This window comes from Chryseobacterium sp. sg2396 (assembly GCF_042610505.1).
Classification (GTDB): domain Bacteria; phylum Bacteroidota; class Bacteroidia; order Flavobacteriales; family Weeksellaceae; genus Chryseobacterium.
This window is the reverse complement of record NZ_JBHGAQ010000002.1, coordinates 38,997-61,644: the sequence shown is the minus strand read 5'-3', so window position 1 is coordinate 61,644 and position 22,648 is coordinate 38,997. Positions and strand designations below refer to the sequence as shown.

Sequence of the window (22,648 nt, the reverse complement as noted above, 5' to 3'; positions counted from 1 at the left end):
ATATTTAATAGATCTTTTCCATTTAATCACGTTACCGGCCTTTGTTAAAAAGCACAGCGGTTCCTGCATCCGGAAATAGCCGGATGGTTCTATACTTACATGGCCGAATCATTTCCCAATGACCGGTGTACCGTCAACATTCAGTTTATTCCGGTATCGTAAGATCTCTAAATACGATGCCCTTAAAGGTTAGGAAACTGCTGTTCCCTACCGGATGTATGCCCCTGGAAAGAGCATTTTTTCAGAAATAATTTTTAATTACCGCGTGTTTTATTTCATTGCTTCTATATGAAACATTACAATACTACATTCTTTCACTCGAATTACCAAAGAAAATATTAATTAAATTTAATATTCATTATAAATAACTGAATTTCAAATATTTATTTTTAATTCAATAAAATAAAATTCATTGATTCACTTAGAAACAATGATATTTCTCACCTTAAAATTTCCCCAAAAACAGTGGCTAACTACAATTTTCACCTGTATTTCGGATTTTTTATCTGTACATTTGTTTATCCAAGATTTACCCTTTAGATGGATTCCAAACAACACATCATCAATAAATCGGAGGAGGCAAAAGATATCTTTCTCCCTCATCTTTCGGCAGACGCCGTTATTTTCGGTTTCGACCAGAATGAACTTAAAGTACTGCTGTTAAAAATGAATTACCGCAAGCAGTGGCTTCTGCCCGGTGGTTATGTGCGGAAAGATGAGGATCTGGATGAAGCAATAGTAAGAATTCTGAAAGACCGTGTGGGAGTGACAGGAGTTTACCTTCAGGATTTCGGGGTTTTCGGTAAAAAAAACAGGAGCGAGCTGTATTTTCAAGATTTTGATGAGACACTTTTCCATAAGCAGCGATTTGTATCAGTAGGATATTATGCCCTGTACAATCCGGATAAAGTAAGTCTTATTCCCGACGAGTTCAGTGAGACCTGCGAATGGATCTACCTCAGTAAGCTCCCTGAAATCGAACTTGCCATGGACCACCGTGAAATCATTGAAAAAGCATTGCTTACTTTAAGAGAAACGATCTCCCATAAACCGATAGGATATAATCTTTTACCTGAAAAGTTTACGCTTTCGGAACTTCAAAAACTATATGAAATCATTTTGGGAAAAGAGCTTAACCGGGGAAATTTTTACCGGAAGATGAAAAATCTTGGTATTCTTACAAAACTGGATGAAAGGAGAAAAGGCGGTGCCCATAAAGCACCCGATTTGTACTCTTTTGATGAGAAAAATTATCTGCAGGCATTGGAAAACGGGCTCAACAACTGGTAAAAATATGAAAACAAGTGCCGGAATTTTACTGTTTAAAAGGGAAAAAAGAAATTTTTTTTACTTCCTCGTGCATCCGGGCGGTCCGTTCTGGAAAAACAAAGATCTGGGAGCATGGTCGATTCCGAAAGGAGAAGCTTTTGAGAACGAAAGCCTTATCGAACGTGCGGTTACCGAATTTCGTGAAGAAACAGGAAAGGAAATCAGCGGAGAATTTATTGAGCTGAAGCCTGTAAAACAGAAAGCCGGAAAAACAGTGTTCGCATGGGCTTTGGAAAGCGATCTGGAAACGGACGGACTGTATAGCAACACGATCAATATCTGCTGGCCTCCAAAATCCGGCAAAACCCTTGAAATCCCGGAGATAGACCGGTGGGAATGGTTTGAATCTGAGGAAGCCAAAAGGAAAATCAATCCCGCGCAGTGTGATTTTATCATCCAGTTGGAAGAAATGCTAAATCCTGAATAGGTTAATAATATGAAAATGAACTTCTACGTTCAGTATATTCCTGCTTCGGTGTTATTCGGATTTAATGGTCGTCATTTTCCTTTTTAAAACTTACCACTTCATACTCATCATCGGAACAGTATTTTTTGCAGCTTTCATCATCGAAGGATTCGGGGGATTTTAGAAAGTCTTCAATAAATTTTGCGCTTTCATCCGTATTGGCCGGTGTAATGACGATGTGGAAAAGGTCGGCTACGGATGCATCTGCATTTTTCTCGGACTCTTTTTTGTGTTTCAGGGCTTCGGTGTAATTCATCTTTTTAATTTCTAGATTTATCAGCCGTAATGAATAAATTATGCCATCAGGTTATTTTTGCGGCACCTGTGGTATCCGTATTCCTTTCTCATCACTGCCATGGCTTGATTTTAGATGGCTGTTGTATACTTATCTTAAAAATTACAGGGCCATGGAACGGTTTAAAAGAACAGCTTTGAAAATTCTGAAATGGATAGGGATTTCAATAGCTTCTGTCTTATTTCTGATGTTTATCATTCCGGTTTTATTTCCCGGAACCGTTTCCGAACAGGTAAAAATATTTGCCAATAAACATCTGGCCGGAAAACTCGATTACAGAAAAACCCATCTTACTTTTTTCATGCACTTCCCTTCCCTAACAGTATCCGTTGATGATTTTTTACTGAAAGGATCAAAACCTTTTGAGAACGATACATTGCTTGCCGCGAGAGAAGTTTCGGTAGGTATCAACCTGAAAAACCTGATCTTTGACCGGCAAGTAAAAATCGACGAAATCTACGTAACCGATGCGTATGGAAATGTTTTTGTAAACAGTAAAGGAGAGGCAAATTATAACGTTTATGTTTCAAAACCTTCCGGAAAACCGAAAGATACCACAGGAACCGGAGCTTCCATAAAACTGGATCTTATTAAACTTAAAAACTGGAACATCACCTACCGCGACCATTCGGCAAGAGTGCTTGTAGATGCCAAAGGACTGAACTATACCGGAAAAGGCGGTTTGAGCGAAGATATTTTCGACCTGGAAACGGATCTTGATATCGATAAACTGGATTTCAGCTTAAACAGAATTTATTACGCTAAACAAAAAACCCTTCATGCAAATCTGATTACGAGAATCAACACCAATGCCCTGACTTTCGTATTGAGGAAAAACGAATTGAGGATTAATGATCTACCCTTAAAATTCAACGGTTTTATAAGTATTTTGAAAGACGGCTATAATCTGGACATTAATGCCGCTTCTGAAAAGACCACCATCCGCGACATGATTTCAGTGTTGCCGCCGCAATACCTGAACTGGGCAAAAGATACGAAGATCGAAGGCAACAGCGATCTTTTCTTCAGCCTGAAAGGAAAATTCAGCGAACCGAGAAACCTGAAGCCCAGATTACAGGCAAGACTTCTGGTGAGCGACGGTTTCATATCTAACGGCAAAGCACCTGTTCCTATGGATCATTTGAACATGGACCTGAACGTCGACCTTCCCGATCTTAATACGGATCAGCTGGGAATCAATCTTAAAACACTGGGGTTTGATCTGGGCCCGAACAATAATTTCAAAGCCGTTGTACGGACGAAAGGTCTGGAGGAAATGCAGATCAACGCCGATGTAAGAGGAGCCGTGGATCTCCGTACGCTGAATCAGGCACTGGGACTGAAAGATATCGATGTCCGCGGACTGCTGAACACGAATATAAAAGCAAATGGCATCTTCAGCTTAGATAAAAAACTGTTCCCGAAAACGAACGGCACCCTGAATCTGAAAAACGGCTGGCTGAAAACCAAATACTACCCGAATCCGATTAAAAACATCGGCATTGCCGCAAACATTATCGATACCGACGGAACCTTTAAGAGCCTGGGCATAAAGCTCAATCCTTTCCGGTTCGATTTTGAAGGCAATCCTGTCTTTGTAAAGGCCGACCTGCAGAATTTTGAAGATATCCTGTACAAAGTGAGGGCAAAAGGCGTCCTGAATATAGGAAGGATTTACCGGGTTTTTGCGAAAAAAGGACTGGACGTAAGCGGACTGATCATGGCGGACCTTTCTCTGAACGGCAGGCAGAGCTATGCCACAACCGGGCAGTACAGTAAGCTGGATAACAAGGGAAATTTAATTTTAAAGAACATAAAAGCTACCACGGATTTTCTTCCCAAATCATTTTACATAAAAGAAGGAAATTTCAGGTTTGAGAATGAAAAGATGTGGTTTGAGAAATTTTTTGCCACTTATGGAAAATCGGATTTTGCACTGAACGGTTATCTTCTGAACACCATCAATTATTTTATCGAACGTAGAGGAACTCTCCACGGGAAGTTTGGACTCAACTCAAATTACATCCTGATCGATGAATTTATGGCTTTAAAAAACGGAGACAATCTAGACAAATCCATCGAGGTGGAATATACCAAAGTTGAGAATCCGAAAAGCAGCGGCGTCGTCATGATCCCGAAAAATCTGGATATAGCATTGGGAGTAAACGTCAGAAAAGCAGAATTTAAAGGTCTGGCATTAAATCATGTAAAAGGAACCGCTTCGGTTGAAAAAGGACAGGTATATCTTAAAAATACGTCTTTTGATGTCGTAGGCAGCAGGATGAGCATCGATGCCCGCTACCAGAACGAATCTCCGTTGACGGCAAACTATGACATCGCGATGAAAGTCCTGGATTTTGATGTGCAGCGTGCTTATAAAGAAATCGATATGGTTCGGGAAATGGCAACAGCGGCCAAAAATGTAAAAGGAATCGTCTCCCTGGATTATAAGCTGAAAGGAGACCTGGATGAGAATATGAAACCCATTTATCCTTCTCTGGAAGGCGGAGGAATCGTAAATTTGCGGGATGTGGAAGTCAAGAACCTGAAAATGCTTTCGGCCGTAGGCGACAATATCGGGGCCAGGGCATTCAACGATCCGGATATGAAAGGGGTGAATATCGAAACGTACATTAAAAATAATCTGATCCACGTAGATAAATTTACGTTTAAAGTTTCTATCTTGAGGCCCACGATCAGCGGTACGACGAGCTTTAACGGCCTGCTTGACCTGAGGATCCGGGTGGGCATCCTTCCCGGTGGCATTATCGGTTTCCCGGTGGTGGTTACCGGTACCCATGAGAAGCCGAAGGTGAAAATCTTCAGTAAAAAAGGTCAGGGTATTATTGATGCACTGTACAATAAGAAAACCAATAAAGTGATCCGCCAGGAGCGGCGCGCAGAGAAAAAAACGAAACGCCAGCAACGGAAGGAGAAAAGAGCACAGGAACAAAGAGCGAAAGAAGCGGAACAACAAATTAATAAGGATCTTAAAGAAAAATAATTCAGGCAAACAGTGAGTCAGTTAAGTTTATTTGATGCGGATGAATACTACCGGTTTCCGGAAGAGTTGCTGGAATATACAGGAAATTTTCTGTCGGATACGGCAGCTTCCAGGCTTGAAGAAAAGCTGCTGAATGAAACCCCATGGAAACAGAACACCCAGAAAATATATCACAAAACCGTTATTACTCCGCGCCTTACGGCCTGGTATGGTGATGAGAGCAAAAATTACCATTTGGGAGGGAATGAATTCAGTGTCAACCAATGGTCGCCGGAACTGCTGAACCTGAAGCTTAAAATTGAGAAATTTTCCGGATATAAATTCAATTCCGTGCTGCTGAACCTGTACCGGGATGGCAATGATTCCGTAGCCTGGCATCGCGATAAGGACAGTGAGCTGGGTGAAAGACCGGTGATTGCATCCGTAAGCCTGGGACAAGTCAGAAATTTCGATTTCCGTAATGTGGAAAACCATCAGCAAAAACACAGCCTGGCGCTGAAACACGGCTCATTGCTTATCATGAAAGGCGACCTGCAAAAGCATTGGGAACACCGAATCGCAAAATCCACAAAGCCGATGAAGCCCAGAATCAACCTTACTTTCCGTTTGATTCGTGAGTTATCATCTTTATCCTTATAAACCTTTATATTAAATTTTATCATAATTAAAAAATAATATCTTTTTTAACAAAATTTGGCAAAGAAATTGTCTGTATATTTTTGAAACGATTAAAAAACAGCAGCTATGAATATTTCATATTACGATTTTAAAAATATGCCGAACCAGGAGCAGTGCAGTTTTGTAATGAATGAAGGACGTGTAATGAACGAAAGGATGGTAAATACCACCAAATATATCCTTTACGAAGTTTCACACTTTTCTGTTGAAGTCATCTACAATACGGTCAACAATAAGATTGAGGGCATTAATGTATATCAGAACAGAGGCGCCTACGCTATATAGTCAGTCACTACTTTTCGTTATAAATAGAGGAACGGTTTTTTATATGCCGTTCCTTTTTTATTTCTCCAATTGCTTTGATGTAGAAAACCGTCAGATTTATTATTCACTCATTTACTCGATTCTGAGAGCAACCGCCTTTTTGCGTTTAACACAAATCTCGAAGGCAAAGCAGGAAATCAAATTAAGTTAGTAAATAGAGGTCTATCGAAAATTCAGAAGCTTAAATTGTTGCAACATGGTTTATAAAGATCAATAATTAGAATCTGCTGTAAGACAAACCCCCATCAGGTTTATAATCCAATATTATTGAATCATCAAACCGATCCGGATTCCTATTTTGCATAATCTATTTATAAAATAAAAATCCTCAGAGAGAATCTGAGGATAAAAACTAATAACCATGAAAACTCAAATTAAACATGAGTTACTTAACTATATTAAAATATTATGCCATTTGTTTTTTAGAAAGTAAATTTTAAGGTTATTTAAGATTTTTTAAGAAAAAATAATAAAATTTGATTGGCACGGTTTATTCTATACCCTTTATAGCAATAAAAAATATATTATGGCCCATAGAATTTTTAGAAAAGAAGATTTCAGACAGGATGAAACCGGAATATATATCCTTGAAGTACCCAAGGAAATTGTAGGCATCGGCGCCAGTCTGATTATTGAAAGACAGACGGCCGACGGGGAATATGAGATCGTACAGGCCGACATCCACAGGCACAACGACGACGTCCTGATCAAATGGAGCGAACCGTTTGACGGAAGACTGCTCTACGATGAATAAACAATAAAAGACTGCCTTTTCTGAGACAGTCTTTTTATTTGTTTAAAAACCTAATAAGTATTATTTAAACCGCCATCGAGCGGAATGCTGGCTCCGGTAAGATAAGCCGCATAATCCGAAGCCAGAAAGGCAGCCAGATGACCGTATTCTTCAGGCTTCCCAAGCCTTTTCATAGGGATTTTCTCTTCTTTCTTTTTTCTGATTTCTTCTACGGAAATGCCTGATTCCTTCGCTTCATGCTGCATGAGTTGATTTACCCGCTGTGTATCGAAAGAACCGGTAAGAATATTGTTGATGGTGATGTTATGTTTCGCCACCTCGGAAGACAGTGTTTTCGACCATGCAATTACTGCAGAACGAATGGAATTGGAAAGCGCCAAATGAGGAATCGGCTCCTTTACCGATGAGGAAGAGACATTGATGATGCGTCCGCTCCCTTTTTCGATCATATAGGGAAGAGCCAGGTTTGTGGTTTCGCAAACCGTCTTAAAAAGCAGGTCAAACGCCGACTGATAATCTTCCGTATTCTTTTGCGAAGCTAATCCGGGTTTTGGGCCATTGGTATTATTGACAAGAATATCAATATGGTGATTGCGGAAATAATCTGCTATGATGTTCCTGAAACTCCCGAAATCGGAAAAATCGGCAACGAGGTACCGGTGTTTCTGCTCTTCACTGACAATGGGAAGCGAACTGACGAAATCCTTTAATTTATCTTCATTGCGGGCCATTACGGTAACATTGGCACCGCATTTGGCAAGCTGAATGGCAATCCCTGCTCCTATTCCTTGTGTAGCGGCGCCGACGAGGGCATTTTTTGAATGTAGTTGGATAGTCATGAATTTGGTATTTATTGATGATGTAAATTTATAGTTTTATATAGCTTGTTGAATGAAGCATATTGAATTTTCTAATTCCTAACGTTGAAGTTCACGACGCTTAATTAACACAAAGTGCACAATTTTTTTTAAACTACTAAACGTTTTCAGGTTTCACAATGCCGTTTCACTTATAAAAGCTCGCAAAGTTTTTAATAAACATTAAACTGTAGATTTAACACAAAGCGTACAAAGATTTTATGAATACTAAATGTTTTCAAGTTTCACAATGCCGTTTCACTTATAAAAGCTTGCAAAGTTTTTAATAAACATTAAACTGTAGATTTAATACAAAGCGTACAAAGATTTTATGAATACTAAATGTTTTCAAGTTTCACAATGCCGTTTCACTTATAAAAGCTTGCAAAGTTTTTAATAAACATTAAACTGTAGATTTAAGAAAAAGCGTAAAAAGATTTTAGGAAGACTAAATGTTTTCAAGTTTCACAATGCCGTTTCACTGATAAAAGCTTGCAAAGTTTTTAATAAACATTAAACTGTAGATCTAATACAAAGCGTACAAAGATTTTATGAATACTAAATGTTTTCCAGTTTCACAATGCCGTTTCACTTATAAAAGCTTGCAAAGTTTTTAATACACATTGAATTGTGGATTTAACACAAAGCATACAAAGATTTTATGACTACTAAATGTTTTTAAGTTTCACAATGCCGTTTCACTTATAAAAGCTTGCAAAGTTTTTAATACACATTGAATTGTGGATGTAACACAAAGCATACAAAGATTTTATGACCACCAAATGTTTTTCAGTTTCACAATGCCGTTTCACTTATAAAAGCTTGCAAAAATTTTTAATAGACATTGAATTGTGGATTTAACACAAAGCGTACAAAGATTTATCAAAAACAAAGAACAGCCTACCATAAAAAAAAGCTGCCCGGTCAGCAGCTTAATTTTGGTTGATTTATGTTATGGTTGTCCGCTTCCTCCGGCTGCCCCGTAAATATGTCCGGTGGTGAAGCTCGCATTGTTGTCGGCAAGTTGTACGAATATCGAGGCAAGTTCGGCAGGTTGCCCCGGCCTTCCCAATGGTGTTTCCTCACCGAATTTTTCGATGTTTTCCTGCGTTTGTCCGCCGCTGACTTCAAGAGCTGTCCAAACAGGCCCCGGTGCTACACCGTTTACCCTGATTCCTTTCGGGCCTAGCTGTTTAGCCAGCGATTTTACATAGCTTGTCGTAGCTGCTTTTGTCTGGGCATAATCATACAGGTTTTCCGACGGGTCATAAGCCTGCACGGAAGATAAGCCGATGATCGATGAGCCCGGTTTGAGATGTGGCAAAGCAGCTTTTGTGATCCAGAACGGTGCGTAGATATTGGTTTTCATCGTTCTCTCAAATTCTTCGGTGCTGATATCGAGGATCGATTCATGGGTTTTCTGATGACCTGCGTTATTTACGAGAATGTCCAGCCCTCCCAGTTCCTGAACCGCCTGGGCAACTAATTTTTTACAGAAGTCTTCCGTACGGATGTCTCCTGGAATGGCTACTGCTTTTCGTCCTGCCTGACGGATCAGCGCAACGACTTCTTTTGCATCCGGCTCTTCTTCAGGCAGATAGTTGATGGCAACATCCGCTCCTTCCCTTGCATAAGCAATGGCCGCCGCACGTCCGATCCCGGAATCCCCTCCTGTAATCAGCGCTTTTCTGCCCATTAGCCTTCCTGAACCTACGTATGTTTTTTCACCGTGATCCGGCACGGGATCCATTTTGCCGGCTAATCCCGGAAACGGCTGAAACTGTCTTTTAAAAGGCGGTCTCGGATATTTTGTCGTTGGATCCGTAAGATCCGGCCCTATGGTGTTATTTGCTTTTTTGTTTTGGGATTGTGCAAAGGCGCCCGGTGCTACGGCAGCTACCGCGATGGTCGTTGCAATTTTTCCAAGTGCATTTCTTCTTGTGATTTGCTTTTCCATTATATTATATTTTGGTGTGAATTGGTTTTAAAGGATACATTTCTTTCCGATGGCAGGAATAACGGTGATATTTCTGCAACTATAAGACCACGGACGGAAAAAATCCTGATTATTATGAAAATGTGGTATCAAAATTTTTGAATTCAATCTTTTGTCATAAGCCTATGCTTAGAACCTTTTTTAATTTGATATGATAATTTTTTATAGACTTTTACTTCATGTAACTATATCTAACGAAGTTTATTCTTAATATCAACAGTGAGAGATCTTTAGATTCAACATATTCAAATTCAATATATTAAAAATTTACAGAGGCTCTAAATTGTAATTTAACACGGAAAATTAGTCTGATAAATGTATTGATATTAGAAATTTTCCATTTAACCAATAATAATACAGGAAAAACTTCCTACACTTGACTTTCCTTTTACGGCCTATTATTCAAAAGCATACCACACCGGTATCAACAGGTCTCCGTTGGCAGATTATTTGTTCTGATGAATGAAAATTGTTGTTATGAATAGTAAAATAAAAATTGCCCTGAGCTTAATAGCAGGCGGATCCTTAATTTATTTCGGGATGAAAAAGAAAAACGCTAAAGTAAAAACATTTACGGCACCAGACGGCAATACGTATGGCGAAGATCAGCTTTACCGTACTTTCGATAACAAAACCTATAAAAACGGAAAGGAGGTTCATTTCAATATTCCGGAAACGGAAGGCAGCAATAAATCTTCCCATCATTACGAAATGAATGAAAAGCTCACAAAAAATTATCATGCGGAAAATCATCAGAACGTCAATTATCATCAGAAGGGCGTCAGACATCATTGATCCGTTTTAAAATAAAAAATCTCCGTTGTACAAATGTTATCAACGGAGATTTTTTTGACAAACAGATTTTAGTGATTCAACAATAATTTAATCCCATTGTATTCAAATTTTTCACAGTAATTTAAATAAAAACCCTGAATAACCTGGATTTTAAATCTAGTTTTTCTTATCAGCATGCAAACAGGATCATCTAATAGGTAAACCAGGAGCAATATGCCGACAGAAAAAACTACCTTCTTCCAGACTTTTTATCTACTTCCTCAAGTTTAAGCTAATAATAGAAACTTAAACTGTAACAGCCGGAATTTTACCTGGTTTTTTCTTCGGAAGCGTAAACCAGAACGTACTTCCTTCGCCGATCTTACTGTTGACACCAATTTTCCCGGAATGTTTTTTAATGATTTCCGAACAGATGTATAGTCCCAATCCGAGTCCGGAATAAGACTTTCCGGCGTGCTCCGCCCGGTAATACCGATCAAAAAGATGAGGAATAACGGCTTCGGAAATTCCCTGTCCGAAATCGCGTACCGATACTTTCACAAACTCAGGATCAACTTCCGTGAAAATATGTATTTCCTTTGAGCCTTTGGCATATTTTACGGCATTATTGACGAGGTTGATGACCACCTGTTCAATTCGGTGTTCGTCGGCGTGGATTTCCAGGGATTCATCGCCTTGTAGAATAAGCTGGTGTTTTCCTTCCAGTCTTACATGATGACAGCTTTTGCCAAGCATTTCATGCAGATTGAACGTTTTGTATTCCAGCATCAGTTGATCCTGACCCAATCGGCTCATATTCAAAAGATCGTCAATCAGCATGCACATTTTTTCAATGCCCTTGTCTGATTGTTCGATGAGCCTTATGTGTGTTTGGGAATAGGGTTTTTCTTTAATCCGGTTGAGAAGCTGTATGGATGCCCTTACAGCGGTAAGCGGCGTTTTCAGCTCATGGCTGGCCACACTTAAAAAATCGTCTTTGCGCTGCTCGGCGAGCTTTTTATCGGTAATATCGGCATTCATTCCTACCATCCGGTCGGCAATCCCATCCTTATTATATCGTGGCCTTCCGTGAGCCAGGATCCAGTGGACGGAACCATCTTTCCATTTTACCGGGTATTCTGCTTTATAAATCCCGTTGGTTTTAATGGATTCCTTTACCAAGTCTTTGATTTTCCTTCGGTATTCCGGCAAAATAGACTGATATAAATCCAGATAGCTGAATTCTTCTTCCGCGCGGTAACCATAATTATATTTAAACTGATTGGTACTATCCATAGTACCGGTAGAAAGGTTGATTTCCGTGGAACCGAGGCGGCTGGCGTCCAGAGCGATCTCCAGACGATTTTTAATATCAAGTACGGATTCCCGCGCCTGTACCTGTTCGGTTACGTCAGTCGCTACTACCAGAATGGATACCGTTCTGTTTTCTTCATCAAAAATAGGCTGATAAACGAAATTAAGATAACATTCATTCAATGCTCCTTCTTTTCCCATCATGGCTTTCAGCTCCTTGCCATAATAAGGATTTCCGGTAGTGTACACTTCTTTGAGAATATCAAGGAACGGCTGGTCTTTCAGCTCAGGAAGCGCTTCAGACAAAGGCATTCCAACTACCGATCGGTCTTTGTTCCAGATATGCAGTACCCTATCGTTGACAATATCCACCTCGAAATTTTCGCCCCGCAGAGAAGCCATAGCAACCGGTGATTTTTCGACCAATATTTTGAAACGTTTTTCATTTTCCGCCAGCGTATGGTTGGCTGTGAGCAATTCTTTTTTAATTTTTAACAATTCGCTGTTGGCTGTAAAAAGTTCTTCGTGTTTGGAAATAAGATCCTCGTTTGTGGCGAGATACTCTTCATTTAATGCAGAAAGATCGTCGATCAGCTTCTGCTCCGATCTGGATTTTTCTTCCACCATTTTCAGTGCCCTCTTCCGTTCGGTCACTTCGGATGCGGTATGCAGAATATACTGGGTTTTTCCATCAGGTCCCGGCATCGCTTTATATTCAAAGTCAAAATAAAATTTTTCCGGATAACCGTTAGTGAGGAGTACCGCAGGATAATCTTTTGCAATGAAAGTTTCTCCTGAGAGCCATACATTTCTCAGAATTTCAAAAAAAGGCTGCTCATGAAGTTCAGGTAATGCTGAACAGAAGTCTTTTCCGATAACTTCCCGGTCTTTTCCCCAGAATTTCAACATGGCTTTATTGGCGCTTACAATCTTTACATCTTCATCTTTGTATATTGCGGTTGCGTTGGGAGAGTGAAACAGTACGGATAACAGCTCTTCTGCCTGGATCTGATCGGGGGAATTCATAAGTATTAAATTATTCAAATATAGCTATAAAAATATTATACCACATTTCAAATAAAACATAAAAAGTAAGATAAGATTTATCAGGTTTTCAAATATGATCAGGGTTCATGCAGGAAGACTTAATATTAAACCGTTAGAACTATATTTAAATCTGAAAACCTGCTGACAACTCCCTGTCACAATATCGGCTTATTTTTGTGCACGAATTTAAAAATAAAGCATGAATTTAGTTTCCTTACGCATCATTACGGATGATGCACAAAAACTTACCGACTTTTATGAAAAGATAACAGGTATTAAGGCCGTACGTTATACACCGGATTTTGCAGAAATAAAAACACCTGCTGCGACCCTTGCAATCGGCAGTACCCGTACCCTGCATCTTTTTGGTGGTGACCATATTGCCCGACCGGCTGAAAACCGTACCGCCATCATTGAATTTTTGACAGATGACGTCGACCGGGAATTTGAACGCCTGAAAAAATACCTTCCTTTAGATCTTATCCAGGAGCCTACCGTAATGCCGTGGGGAAATAAGTCCCTGCTGTTCCGGGACCCGGACGGTAACCTGGTGAATTTCTTTACGCCTGTTTCAAAAGAAGCTGTAGAAAAATTCAGAGCGTAATTTTAGAAGTAGAAACCAGACGGTTAGGTTGGAAGAAGAAAGCAGGATGCCGAAATTTTTCATTCACAGCATATAGCCTTAAAATACTGATATACAATCTATTTTCAGAGATTTTAAAACCATTAAGAACTGATAAGGTATTTAGAAAAATGAAAATGAACTTTGCTTTAAGCTTCATACTATACAAAAATTTTTGATTTTTCTTAATCAAATCTTAATTCTTTCCTATCTCTTAATGGTTCATACTGCATTATCACCTAGCTTACTTTTAACTTGATGAAATAAATTCAAAATGATCCGATACATATTAATTGGTCTGACATTAAAAAGGCTGCTTATCATCTGATAACAGCCCTTTTATTTTTATTTGCTTTTGTAATGTACGAGCGAAAGACCTTTCAGTACTTCAGCACTCTGTTCCGGAGTGATGTCACGCTGCGGTTCCGCAAGCATTTCATAACCGACCATGAATTTTTTCACTTCGGCATTCCGGAGCAGTGGCGGATAAAAGTGCATGTGGAAATGCCATTCCGGATGAGGCTCACCGTCGGTCGGCGATTGATGAATCCCGGCTGAATAGGGAAACGGGATTTCAAAGAGATTATCGTATTTCGTCGTCAGATCTTTGATGATGGATGCTAAGGAAAGCTTCTCCGCTTCAGAAAACTGCAGCAGATTCTCAATCTTGCGCTTGCTCACGATCATGGTTTCATAAGGCCATACAGCCCAGAAAGGAACGAGTGCCACAAAATTTTCGTTTTCCAGAATGATTCTTTCATCAGCTTCTACTTCCTGCTTCACGTAATCTTCCAACAGAGATCTTCCGTTTTTATCAGCATATTTTTTCAGGTTGTCCTGCGTTTTTGACACGATGGATGGAATGGAAGACTGCGCCCAGATCTGCCCGTGCGGATGCGGATTGCTGCAGCCCATCATCTGGCCTTTGTTTTCAAAGATCTGGACATGGTTAATGTAATCCAGGTTTCCCAGCTCTTCATATTGCTGCTGCCAGACATCGATGACTTTCTTAATATCGCCGGTTTCCATTTCCGGCAACGTCAGGCTGTGATTTTCCGAAAAACAGATCACCCGGTTAATGCCTCGTTCGGGATGTAAAGAAAAAAATCCGGAAGATATCCCGGAAGATTTAACCTCTTCTTTCATCAGAGATCCGAAATCGTTATTGAAGACGTAAACCCCTTTATACTCAGGATTTCTGTCGCCGTTGACGCGTAGATTTCCGGAACATAAATAGCAGTTTTCATCATGTTCGGGAAGTGTTTTCTCTTCTCTTTTTTCGGTCTGTCCCTGCCAAGGCCGGTTGGCCCGCTGCGGAGATACCAGGATCCACTCGTCCAAAAGCGGATTGTATCTTCTGTGCGGATGTTTTTTTTGATCAAATGAGGATTTCATTTCTTGTGTATTCATTTATTCCGTCTGAGATTTTTACCCGGTAGACTTTCATTTCGATATCGAAAGCAGCTTTATATCTGGCAGCTACCGCTGCAATAACGTCTTCTACATTTTCATTTTTAATCAGGTTGATGCTGCATCCTCCGAAGCCGCCGCCCATCATTCTTGCCCCCAGGACGCCATTTTCCTTCCGGGTTTCTTCCACCATAAAATCGAGTTCATTACAGCTGACTTCAAATTCGGTGGAAAGTCCTGAATGGGTTTCATTTAAAAGCTTTCCAAGGTATTCTGCATTGCCTTCCGATAAAGCTTTGGCAGCTTCCTCTACTCTTTTGATTTCCTTTAGAAGATACATGCATCTTTTGTAGGAAATCTCCCCTATTTCGGATCGTACTTCATCAAGCATTTCAAAGCTGAAGTCCCGGAATTTCTGTACATCGGGAAATCTTTCCCACAATACTTTTTTGCCGTTGTCTACGTCTCTTCTCCGGTCGTTGTAACCGGAAGTGAGGTGTGTATGCTTCACACAGCTATCGAAAAGAACAAAACTATATCCATCCACATTGGCTTCAAAATACTGATGATCCAGCGAATTGCAATCAAGCATGATCACCTGATGTTCCTTTCCGAAAACGGATGAAAACTGATCCATAATTCCGCATTTAACACCTACGAAAGTATGTTCGGCTTTCTGCCCGATAACTGCCAGTTCTTTTTTGTTGAACCCCAAATTAAAAAGTTCATTAAGAATATAAGCAAACCCGCATTCCAGTGCCGCAGATGAAGACAGGCCCGAACCCATCGGAATGGTACTGCCGAAAGCGATTTGCAAACCTCCTATACTCTTTCCGGATTCCTGCACGGCATTGAATACGCCCAGTACATAATTAACCCACATCTGTGCAACCGGAACCTGTTTTTCATTGACTTTAAAGCTGAAAGAATCATTAAAATCTTTAGCATAAAAAGTACAGATGTCTGAATCCACAGTCTTTTTTACAGCAAAACAGATATACTTGTCAATAGCCGCCGGTAATACAAAACCATCGCTGTAGTCCACATGTTCACCAATGATGTTGATTCTTCCCGGGGCGAGGAAAATCCGTTCCGGCTCTGAATGAAATACCGACCGGAATGCTTGCGAAGTATCGCTGATTAATTGTTCCTGCATAGATCTGCAAATATATTTTGGATAAAAAAGTTAAGTTTTGAAATGATGGATAAAGTTAACCATTTCCGGACGATTGAGAGCATTACTCATTTGGAAAAACGATTCCTGCAAGATTCCGGATCCGGTCTAAAGTCTGCATCAATAAAATACTGTAAGCATGAGGAACTATCGTACTTTCGGTAATTCCCTTCAAAAGACAAGCAGTTGCATGCCGGGCTTCATACTGATACCCTGAACCCTCTTCTTTTTCTGTTTGGACAACGGTCTTTTTTCCACCCGCCTCATGTTCCAGAAAAGACGTTGCATCGTAGAAAGGCGATGTTAACGTCAATCGGCCCAGCGTTCCGCAGATCTCGACCTCCGTTTCCAGATTCGCCGAGATCGAAGAAAACAGACTGGCCATTGCCCCATTGTAATATTTAAAAACAACAGCACATTGCTCGTCTATTCCCTGGTCGGTAGGATTAATGCTGACGCTGATCTCATGAGGCCTTCCTAAAATATCCAAAGTGGTGAATACATTGTAAATCCCGATATCCATCAACGAGCCGCCGCCCAATTCAGGATTTAACAGGCGGGAATGTGGTTCGGCATTGGATCGGAAACCAAAATTCGCCCGAACTGTTTTGATCTCTCCTAACTCTCCGTTTTTAACCAGTTCGATCATTTTCTGATAATGAGGAAGAAATTTGGTCCACAAAGCATCCATCAGAAATAAATTTTTCCGTCGGGCCAGCTCAATCATTTCCGAAGACTGTCTTGTATTGAGGGAAAACGGTTTTTCACAAAGTACCGCTTTACCATGGTTCAGGCAAAGTAAAGTATTGGGATGATGAAGGTTATTAGGCGTTGTAATATAAACAATATCGATTTCGTTACATGCTGCCAGTTCTTCATAGCTTCCAAAACGTAATGGAATATCAAATTCTTCACAAAAAACTTCCGCATTTCGAAGCGAACGGGAGCCCACGGCAACCAGTTCGGCATATTCCACCCATTTCAGGTCCGATGCAAACCTATGGGCAATGGTTCCCGTTCCCAGAATTCCCCAACGTATTTTTTTCATCTTTTTTGATGAACATTTAATTCATCAGGATTTAAAATTATACTTAAAGCTTATTTCCTTTTCATTACTTTTTTAGCCGCTTCTACAATATCGTTGGCTGTTAATCCGTATTTTTCCATCAGCTGTTCCGGGGTACCGCTTTCTCCGAAGCTGTCGTTTACCGCAACATATTCCTGAGGAGCAAGATGTTCTGTAATGAGCAGCTGTGCTACACTGTCGCCCAGTCCTCCTAAACGGTTGTGTTCTTCAGCTGTTACCACACAGCCTGTCTTTTTAACGGAGTTTAGGATTGCTTCCTTATCCAGCGGCTTGATGGTGTGGATGTTAATGATTTCCGCATCGATTCCCTGCTCTTCCAGGATTTCGCCGGCTTTGATGGCTTCCCAGACCAAATGTCCCGTTGCCACAATAGTTACATCTTTTCCTTCGTTCACCATCCAGGCTTTCCCGATTTCAAAGGTTTGATTTTCATCGGTAAAAACAGGAATCACAGGACGACCGAAACGCAGATAAACCGGACCGTCGTAATCCGCAATCGCAATGGTAGCCGCTTTGGTCTGGTTGTAATCGCAGGTATTGATCACCGCCATTCCCGGCAGCATCTTCATCAGCCCGATGTCTTCCAGGATCTGGTGGGTCGCACCGTCTTCTCCCAAGGTAAGCCCGGCGTGGGAAGCACAAATTTTCACATTTTTCCCGGAATATGCCACCGACTGGCGAATCTGGTCGTAAACCCTTCCGGTCGAAAAGTTGGCAAATGTTCCGGTGAACGGAATCTTCCCTTCGATAGCCAAACCGGCTGCTATTCCGATCATGTTGGCTTCAGCAATTCCGACCTGGAAAAAACGTTCCGGTGCTTTTTCAATAAACTTTTCCATTTTCAGGGAGCCGATAAGGTCGGCGCAAAGGGCCACGACTTCAGGGTTTTTATCAGCCAGTTCTGCAAGGCCTGCCCCGAAACCGCTCCGGGTATCTTTTTTTTCTGTATAGGTATATTTTTTCATTTTTGAATCTGTTGGTTGTTGTTGGTTTTTAACGCAAAGCCCGCAAAGATTTTTTTTCTTATTGAGAATCTTTTTCGTTCGCAAAGGCGCTTCGCTCAGCTAATAAAGTGCATTTCTCAAGGGAATTTTATTCGATGTTTGACAAAATATTTCTTTTTTAATGTATACTAAAAAACTGTACAGGTCACCTCTACGAGGTTTTGTGATGCTGAATTCTCTAAATCTATTATCAGTTTGCTCCTATGGAGCATTTATTATTATTCTAAGCCTGTTAAATTAAAGCCACAGCGTGGCGAACTGTTAATAGAAAATTGATTCCAGAGCATCAAGCTCCGTAGGAGCGACCTGTAATAAGTAAACATCAGAGCAAATTCACTTGTCCTTCGAGAAAAAATATTTATCTTCTGATTTTTATTATAATTAATTTGTTTGGACCGGCAAATCTATCTCTTCTGAGTTATTCTTTTATTTGAATCGATGAATCTCCTTGCCTGATTTCTCGCAGCCCGGCTTGAGTGAACTCTTCGACAAGCTCAGAGTGACAAAGCGGGAGGCCTTCGACAAGCCAGGATTAATTCCAAACGGATTAAGCTGCCCAAATCCTTATTCAATTAATAATCGCCCAAAGTTTCTTCCAGTTGGTCCAATGCTTTTGCCAATTGCTCATCGTTTGGGGCTTTTCCGTGCCAGGCATGGCTTCCCATCATGTAATCGACTCCGTAGCCCATTCCGGTTTTCAGGAGAATACAGATCGGCTGGCCTTTTCCTTTCAAAGATTTGGCTTCGTCCAAGACGTTCAGAATATCCTGCATATCATTTCCTTTTTCCACTTCCAGAACTTTCCAGTCGAAAGCTTCAAATTTAGCTTTAAGATCGCCTAAAGAAAGTACTTTGGAGGTCGGCCCGTCAATCTGCTGTCCGTTATAGTCTACCGTAGCGATCAGGTTATCTACCTTATTGTGAGAGGCGTACATGATGGCTTCCCAGTTCTGCCCTTCCTGCAATTCGCCGTCGCCATGAAGGCTGAAAACCAGATGCTGGTCTTTGTTTAATTTCTTTCCGACCGCATGGCCGATTGCCACCGACATGCCCTGCCCCAGCGAACCGGAAGCGATACGGACCCCCGGAAGATTTTCATGCGTGGTAGGATGGCCCTGCAGCCTGGAATTCAGTTTCCGGAAAGTAGCCAGTTCGGATTTGTCGAAATAGCCTGCATGCGCCAGAACGCTGTAAAAAACCGGTGAAATATGGCCGTTGGAAAGATAGAAGACATCTTCGCCTTTTCCCGTCATATCAAAACCTTCTTTTCTCTTCATCGCATCGAAATAAAGAGCGACCAGAAAATCGGTACAGCCGAGTGAACCACCGGGATGTCCCGACTGGCAGGCGTGAACCATTCTTACAATATCCCTGCGGACCTGTGAAGCGATGCTTTTTAATTTTGAAATATCATGCATACTGTTATTGCATTTTTTGTGAATCTTTGACGAACTGTTCCAAACCTGAATCTGTCAATGGATGTTTCAGTAATGAAATTATCGGCTGAATCGGGCAAGTCACAACATCAGCACCGATTTTGGCGCAGTTGATGATGTGCATTGAATGACGAACCGATGCCGCAAGAATTTCAGTTTCATAGCCATAATTATCAAAAATGGTTCTGATTTCCTGAATTAAATGTAAGCTGTCCGTAGAAATATCATCGAGTCTTCCCAGGAACGGCGAAACATAGGTTGCTCCGGCTTTTGCGGCTAAGAGTGCCTGTCCGGCAGAGAAAATCAGGGTACAGTTTGTTTTGATCCCTTTGTCAGAAAAATATTTTAAAGCTTTGATGCCGTCTTTGATCATTGGGATTTTCACCACAATATTCGGATGGATCTGGGCTAAAATATCGCCTTCTGCAATCATTTCTTCATAGGTTGTCGAAAGAACTTCTGCCGAAATGTCGCCGTCTACGATGTCGCAGATGTCTTTGTAATGTTTCAGAATCGCTTCTTTCCCGCTGATGCCTTCTTTTGCCATCAGTGACGGATTGGTAGTTACGCCATCCAGAATTCCCAGGTCATTGGCTTCTTTAATCTGATCTAAATTGGCAGTGTCGATAAAAAATTTCATTATAGATTTTTATTGTTGTTAATTATTTATTTAAATAGTAAGAGTTAACGACCAGCTTTTATTATTTCAATATTATAGCGCTCTGAATATCATTCCGGTTTCTATGACAAAAGTGCTGTTGAAATTTTATTATAACTAGCCAAACAACTTTTATTTTATTTAAGTGTTAAATTTACACTTAATTCATTAAGCAAACAACTTCCTGTCTTAAAAAAAGATTCAGAAAGTTCTCGCTTAGGTTTTAATTAATTATGGTGTCCCATATTAAGTTTGATTTTCTTCAGGTCTTCCAGTTCGTTCACCGGACGTTCGATGTCATACGGAATCGGCCTTTTGGAAAAAGTCTGGAAATACAGCAGGCAGGCATCTTTCCACCAAACCGCATCTTTCGCCTGGATTTTTAACTTAGACTGAACCTCAGAGAATCGCTGCTCATCGATATACGGCTGCATCCGGTCCCAGGTTTTCTGATATTCCCTTACCTGATGAACACCCGAATCGTATTTGTAGCACAATTCGTCCCAAAGGGTTTTGCCGTCTTTCATTTGATAATCCCAAGGTACATGATGGAACCAAAGGATCAGGTTTTCCGGGCAGGTTTTAGTGTTTCCGTAGATTTCGTTTAACGGCGGAAAATATTCGGACACGGCGTTGCTTCCGGTTTTGGTTCTGTCGAAACCGATTCCTTTTGCGTCGGCCTGATGGTAATACACCGGTGACCAGTCAGGTCTTCCGCCTTTGTAATCGCCCCACGGTTCGGGACCGTAATGGTGGTTTCCGGCAAAAATGTGGTGAAGACCCAGAGGCATCATGTAATCCACCACTGTTTCACGGGAAGTGAGCATCATCTGTTTTACCGGACTTACAAACTCCGGCTTGTCGGTAAAAGTCATTTTAATCCATTCATCGGCAATCTGATCTGAGGTAAGTTCATGGTTCCATGCCAGTCTTCCAAAGGCATACCAGTTGGCCTGTGCAAACTGATGGCCGGTCCAGTTGGTGTCTTCTCCAATATTGGCAACCGCTGAAATCGCGGTTAACTTTGCCGGTCTTAACGTACCGTCCGTAATTTTTGCAATGGTAGATCCTTTGCCGTCCGAATAGGTATCGCTTTCCAGCGTTTCTTTAAATAAAGGGGAAAGAAATGCCAAATGATTGGCCTGTCCCAGGTATTCCTGCGTAATCTGGAATTCCACCATTTCCGATGTTTTTCTCAAAGCTCCGAATAAAGGGTTGAAAGCTTCTCTCGGCTGGAAGTCGATAGGACCGTTTTTGATCTGAATAATCACATTATCCCTGAATTTCCCATCCAACGGAACGAATTCCAGATAGGCCTGCTTGGCGCGGTCTTCCTTACTTGGGCTGTACACGAATGCTCTCCACATCACGATTCCTCCGTAAGATTTCAGGACATCAGCCATCATATTCGCACCGTCAGCGTGGGTTCTTCCGTAATCCTGCGGGCCGGGCTGGCCTTCGGAATTGGCTTTTACCAAAAATCCACCGAAGTCAGGAATCAGCTTATAGATTTCAGCAGCTTTGTCTTTCCACCATTTCTGAACGTCTTTATTTAGTGGGTCAGAGTCTTTTGTATTTCCTAAAACTTTTGGCGAGGAAAAATTAACCGAAAGGTAAACTTTGATGCCATAAGGTCGGAAAATATCAGCCAAAATTTTGACTTTCTTTAGATAATCTTCCCGAAGCATATTCGGAGAAGCATTTACGTTGTTGAGAACGGTAGCGTTAATCCCGATTGAAGCATTTGCTCTTGCGTATTCTTCGTATCTCGGTGAAACGGTATTGGGCAGATCTTCCCATTTCCACAGTGAATGGCCGGCGTAACCGCGTTCAATCGTTCCATCCAGATTGTCCCAGTGGTTCAGGATCCTTACATCAAAAGAAGGTTTTTCGGTGATATTGAGATGATCCGTTGAAGCATTGGTTTGTTGCAGCCTCAGGATATGATACACACCGTACAACAGTCCGATTTCTTTTCCGGCAGCGATCACGATTTTATTCTGAACGGATTTTATGGTGTAGCCGTCCTTCAGGTTTTTCAGCGATCTTTCGGTACGGAGTTCAATTTCCCTGCCCTGCCAATGATTCATGAGTTCTTTTTTGGCAATGGCCAGCGTAGGACTGTTTTCGCGGGAAACGATCTTCTCTGACGAAATGCCGTTCTTCGCCGGAAACCTCAGCCAGAGCTGACTGCCGTCTTCCGCAAAAACCGTTAATGGGATCATGAGTAAGAGGACAAGATAAATTCGGAAATGCTGCATTGGGATTTGCTTTAAATTTGATTTTCCGTAGGTTTTTATCTACGGCTGGTATTTTTTATAGGTTTCACCTATGGCTATTGTTGTTGAACCGTACGGGTTTCGATGATGGGTGCTTAAAACCATGTCCGAGCTTTAAACCCTGACATGGTTGATCCAGG

At 41.1% G+C, this 22,648-nt stretch carries 19 protein-coding genes; 8 read left to right on the top strand and 11 right to left on the bottom strand.

The genetic code is table 11. The features are described from left to right. Window positions 1-540 precede the first annotated feature (540 nt). Together ACED20_RS02035 and ACED20_RS02030 are read left to right on the top strand one after the other, a co-directional pair. Window positions 541-1,290: an NUDIX domain-containing protein gene (locus tag ACED20_RS02035; RefSeq protein ID WP_294262843.1), complete on the top strand. Its 750-nt coding sequence runs from the start codon at window positions 541-543 to the stop codon at window positions 1,288-1,290. Between the two features lie 4 nt (window positions 1,291-1,294). Continuing rightward, entirely contained in the window at window positions 1,295-1,756 is a 462-nt protein-coding gene (locus tag ACED20_RS02030; RefSeq protein WP_294199186.1) for an NUDIX domain-containing protein, read from the top strand. Between the two features lie 61 nt (window positions 1,757-1,817). Here ACED20_RS02030 and ACED20_RS02025 read toward each other — a convergent pair whose 3' ends face one another. Then, window positions 1,818-2,051, bottom strand: coding sequence for a hypothetical protein (locus ACED20_RS02025; RefSeq protein WP_294199185.1), 234 nt, complete (start codon window positions 2,049-2,051; stop codon window positions 1,818-1,820). A 151-nt stretch (window positions 2,052-2,202) separates the two neighbouring features. Between ACED20_RS02025 and ACED20_RS02020 the strand changes: the two genes are divergently transcribed. The 4 genes from ACED20_RS02020 (at window position 2,203) to ACED20_RS02005 (ending at window position 6,850) form a co-directional block, all read left to right on the top strand. Further along, window positions 2,203-5,094, top strand: a complete 2,892-nt coding sequence (locus ACED20_RS02020) for an AsmA-like C-terminal region-containing protein (protein WP_378103337.1) — start codon at window positions 2,203-2,205, stop codon at window positions 5,092-5,094. A gap of 12 nt (window positions 5,095-5,106) precedes the next feature. Further along, entirely contained in the window at window positions 5,107-5,733 is a 627-nt protein-coding gene (locus tag ACED20_RS02015; protein ID WP_294230706.1) for an alpha-ketoglutarate-dependent dioxygenase AlkB, read from the top strand. Window positions 5,734-5,838: 105 nt separating this feature from the next. Continuing rightward, on the top strand, window positions 5,839-6,057 hold the full coding sequence (locus ACED20_RS02010; RefSeq protein WP_294199182.1) for a hypothetical protein: 219 nt from the start codon (window positions 5,839-5,841) through the stop codon (window positions 6,055-6,057). 565 nt (window positions 6,058-6,622) lie between these two features. Beyond that, window positions 6,623-6,850, top strand: coding sequence for a glutathione synthase (locus ACED20_RS02005; RefSeq protein ID WP_294230590.1), 228 nt, complete (start codon window positions 6,623-6,625; stop codon window positions 6,848-6,850). A gap of 50 nt (window positions 6,851-6,900) precedes the next feature. On the opposite strand, the gene ACED20_RS02000 is transcribed toward ACED20_RS02005, so the two are convergent. Both ACED20_RS02000 and ACED20_RS01995 read right to left on the bottom strand, forming a co-directional pair. Beyond that, window positions 6,901-7,689, bottom strand: coding sequence for an SDR family oxidoreductase (locus tag ACED20_RS02000; RefSeq protein WP_294230593.1), 789 nt, complete (start codon window positions 7,687-7,689; stop codon window positions 6,901-6,903). A 970-nt stretch (window positions 7,690-8,659) separates the two neighbouring features. After that, entirely contained in the window at window positions 8,660-9,664 is a 1,005-nt protein-coding gene (locus ACED20_RS01995; RefSeq protein ID WP_294230596.1) for an SDR family oxidoreductase, read from the bottom strand. Window positions 9,665-10,180: 516 nt separating this feature from the next. Between ACED20_RS01995 and ACED20_RS01990 the strand changes: the two genes are divergently transcribed. Then, window positions 10,181-10,498 carry a hypothetical protein gene (locus ACED20_RS01990; protein WP_378103336.1) on the top strand — a complete coding sequence of 106 codons (318 nt, stop codon included), beginning with the start codon at window positions 10,181-10,183 and terminating at the stop codon, window positions 10,496-10,498. Window positions 10,499-10,783: 285 nt separating this feature from the next. Here the strand turns inward: ACED20_RS01990 and ACED20_RS01985 are convergent, their stop codons facing one another. Beyond that, window positions 10,784-12,817 carry an ATP-binding protein gene (locus ACED20_RS01985; protein WP_378103335.1) on the bottom strand — a complete coding sequence of 678 codons (2,034 nt, stop codon included), beginning with the start codon at window positions 12,815-12,817 and terminating at the stop codon, window positions 10,784-10,786. Window positions 12,818-13,037: 220 nt separating this feature from the next. Here ACED20_RS01985 and ACED20_RS01980 point away from each other — a divergent pair, with 220 nt between their 5' ends. After that, window positions 13,038-13,442: a VOC family protein gene (locus ACED20_RS01980; protein ID WP_294333824.1), complete on the top strand. Its 405-nt coding sequence runs from the start codon at window positions 13,038-13,040 to the stop codon at window positions 13,440-13,442. Window positions 13,443-13,805: 363 nt separating this feature from the next. Here the strand turns inward: ACED20_RS01980 and ACED20_RS01975 are convergent, their stop codons facing one another. The 7 genes from ACED20_RS01975 to ACED20_RS01945 all read right to left on the bottom strand — a co-directional run bounded on the left by ACED20_RS01975 (window position 13,806) and on the right by ACED20_RS01945 (window position 22,454). Continuing rightward, entirely contained in the window at window positions 13,806-14,870 is a 1,065-nt protein-coding gene (locus ACED20_RS01975; protein WP_378103334.1) for a UDP-glucose--hexose-1-phosphate uridylyltransferase, read from the bottom strand. After that, window positions 14,839-16,026 carry a galactokinase gene (gene galK, locus ACED20_RS01970; protein ID WP_378103333.1) on the bottom strand — a complete coding sequence of 396 codons (1,188 nt, stop codon included), beginning with the start codon at window positions 16,024-16,026 and terminating at the stop codon, window positions 14,839-14,841. The genes ACED20_RS01975 and galK overlap by 32 nt, the downstream gene beginning before the upstream one ends. Before the next feature lie 82 nt (window positions 16,027-16,108). Beyond that, window positions 16,109-17,092 (bottom strand): Gfo/Idh/MocA family protein, encoded by a 984-nt coding sequence (locus ACED20_RS01965; RefSeq protein ID WP_378103332.1) that lies wholly within the window; start codon window positions 17,090-17,092, stop codon window positions 16,109-16,111. 50 nt (window positions 17,093-17,142) lie between these two features. Continuing rightward, entirely contained in the window at window positions 17,143-18,096 is a 954-nt protein-coding gene (locus ACED20_RS01960) for a transketolase family protein (protein WP_294198643.1), read from the bottom strand. A gap of 611 nt (window positions 18,097-18,707) precedes the next feature. Then, a complete protein-coding gene (locus ACED20_RS01955) occupies window positions 18,708-19,553 on the bottom strand; it encodes a transketolase (protein WP_378103331.1) in 846 nt (281 codons plus the stop codon). Window positions 19,554-19,557: 4 nt separating this feature from the next. After that, the gene (gene fsa / locus ACED20_RS01950) at window positions 19,558-20,211 is read right to left on the bottom strand and encodes a fructose-6-phosphate aldolase (protein ID WP_378103330.1); all 654 of its coding nucleotides are present in this window, start codon (window positions 20,209-20,211) and stop codon (window positions 19,558-19,560) included. Between the two features lie 245 nt (window positions 20,212-20,456). After that, the gene (locus tag ACED20_RS01945) at window positions 20,457-22,454 is read right to left on the bottom strand and encodes an alpha-glucuronidase (RefSeq protein ID WP_378103329.1); all 1,998 of its coding nucleotides are present in this window, start codon (window positions 22,452-22,454) and stop codon (window positions 20,457-20,459) included. Between the last annotated feature and the right edge of the window lie 194 nt (window positions 22,455-22,648).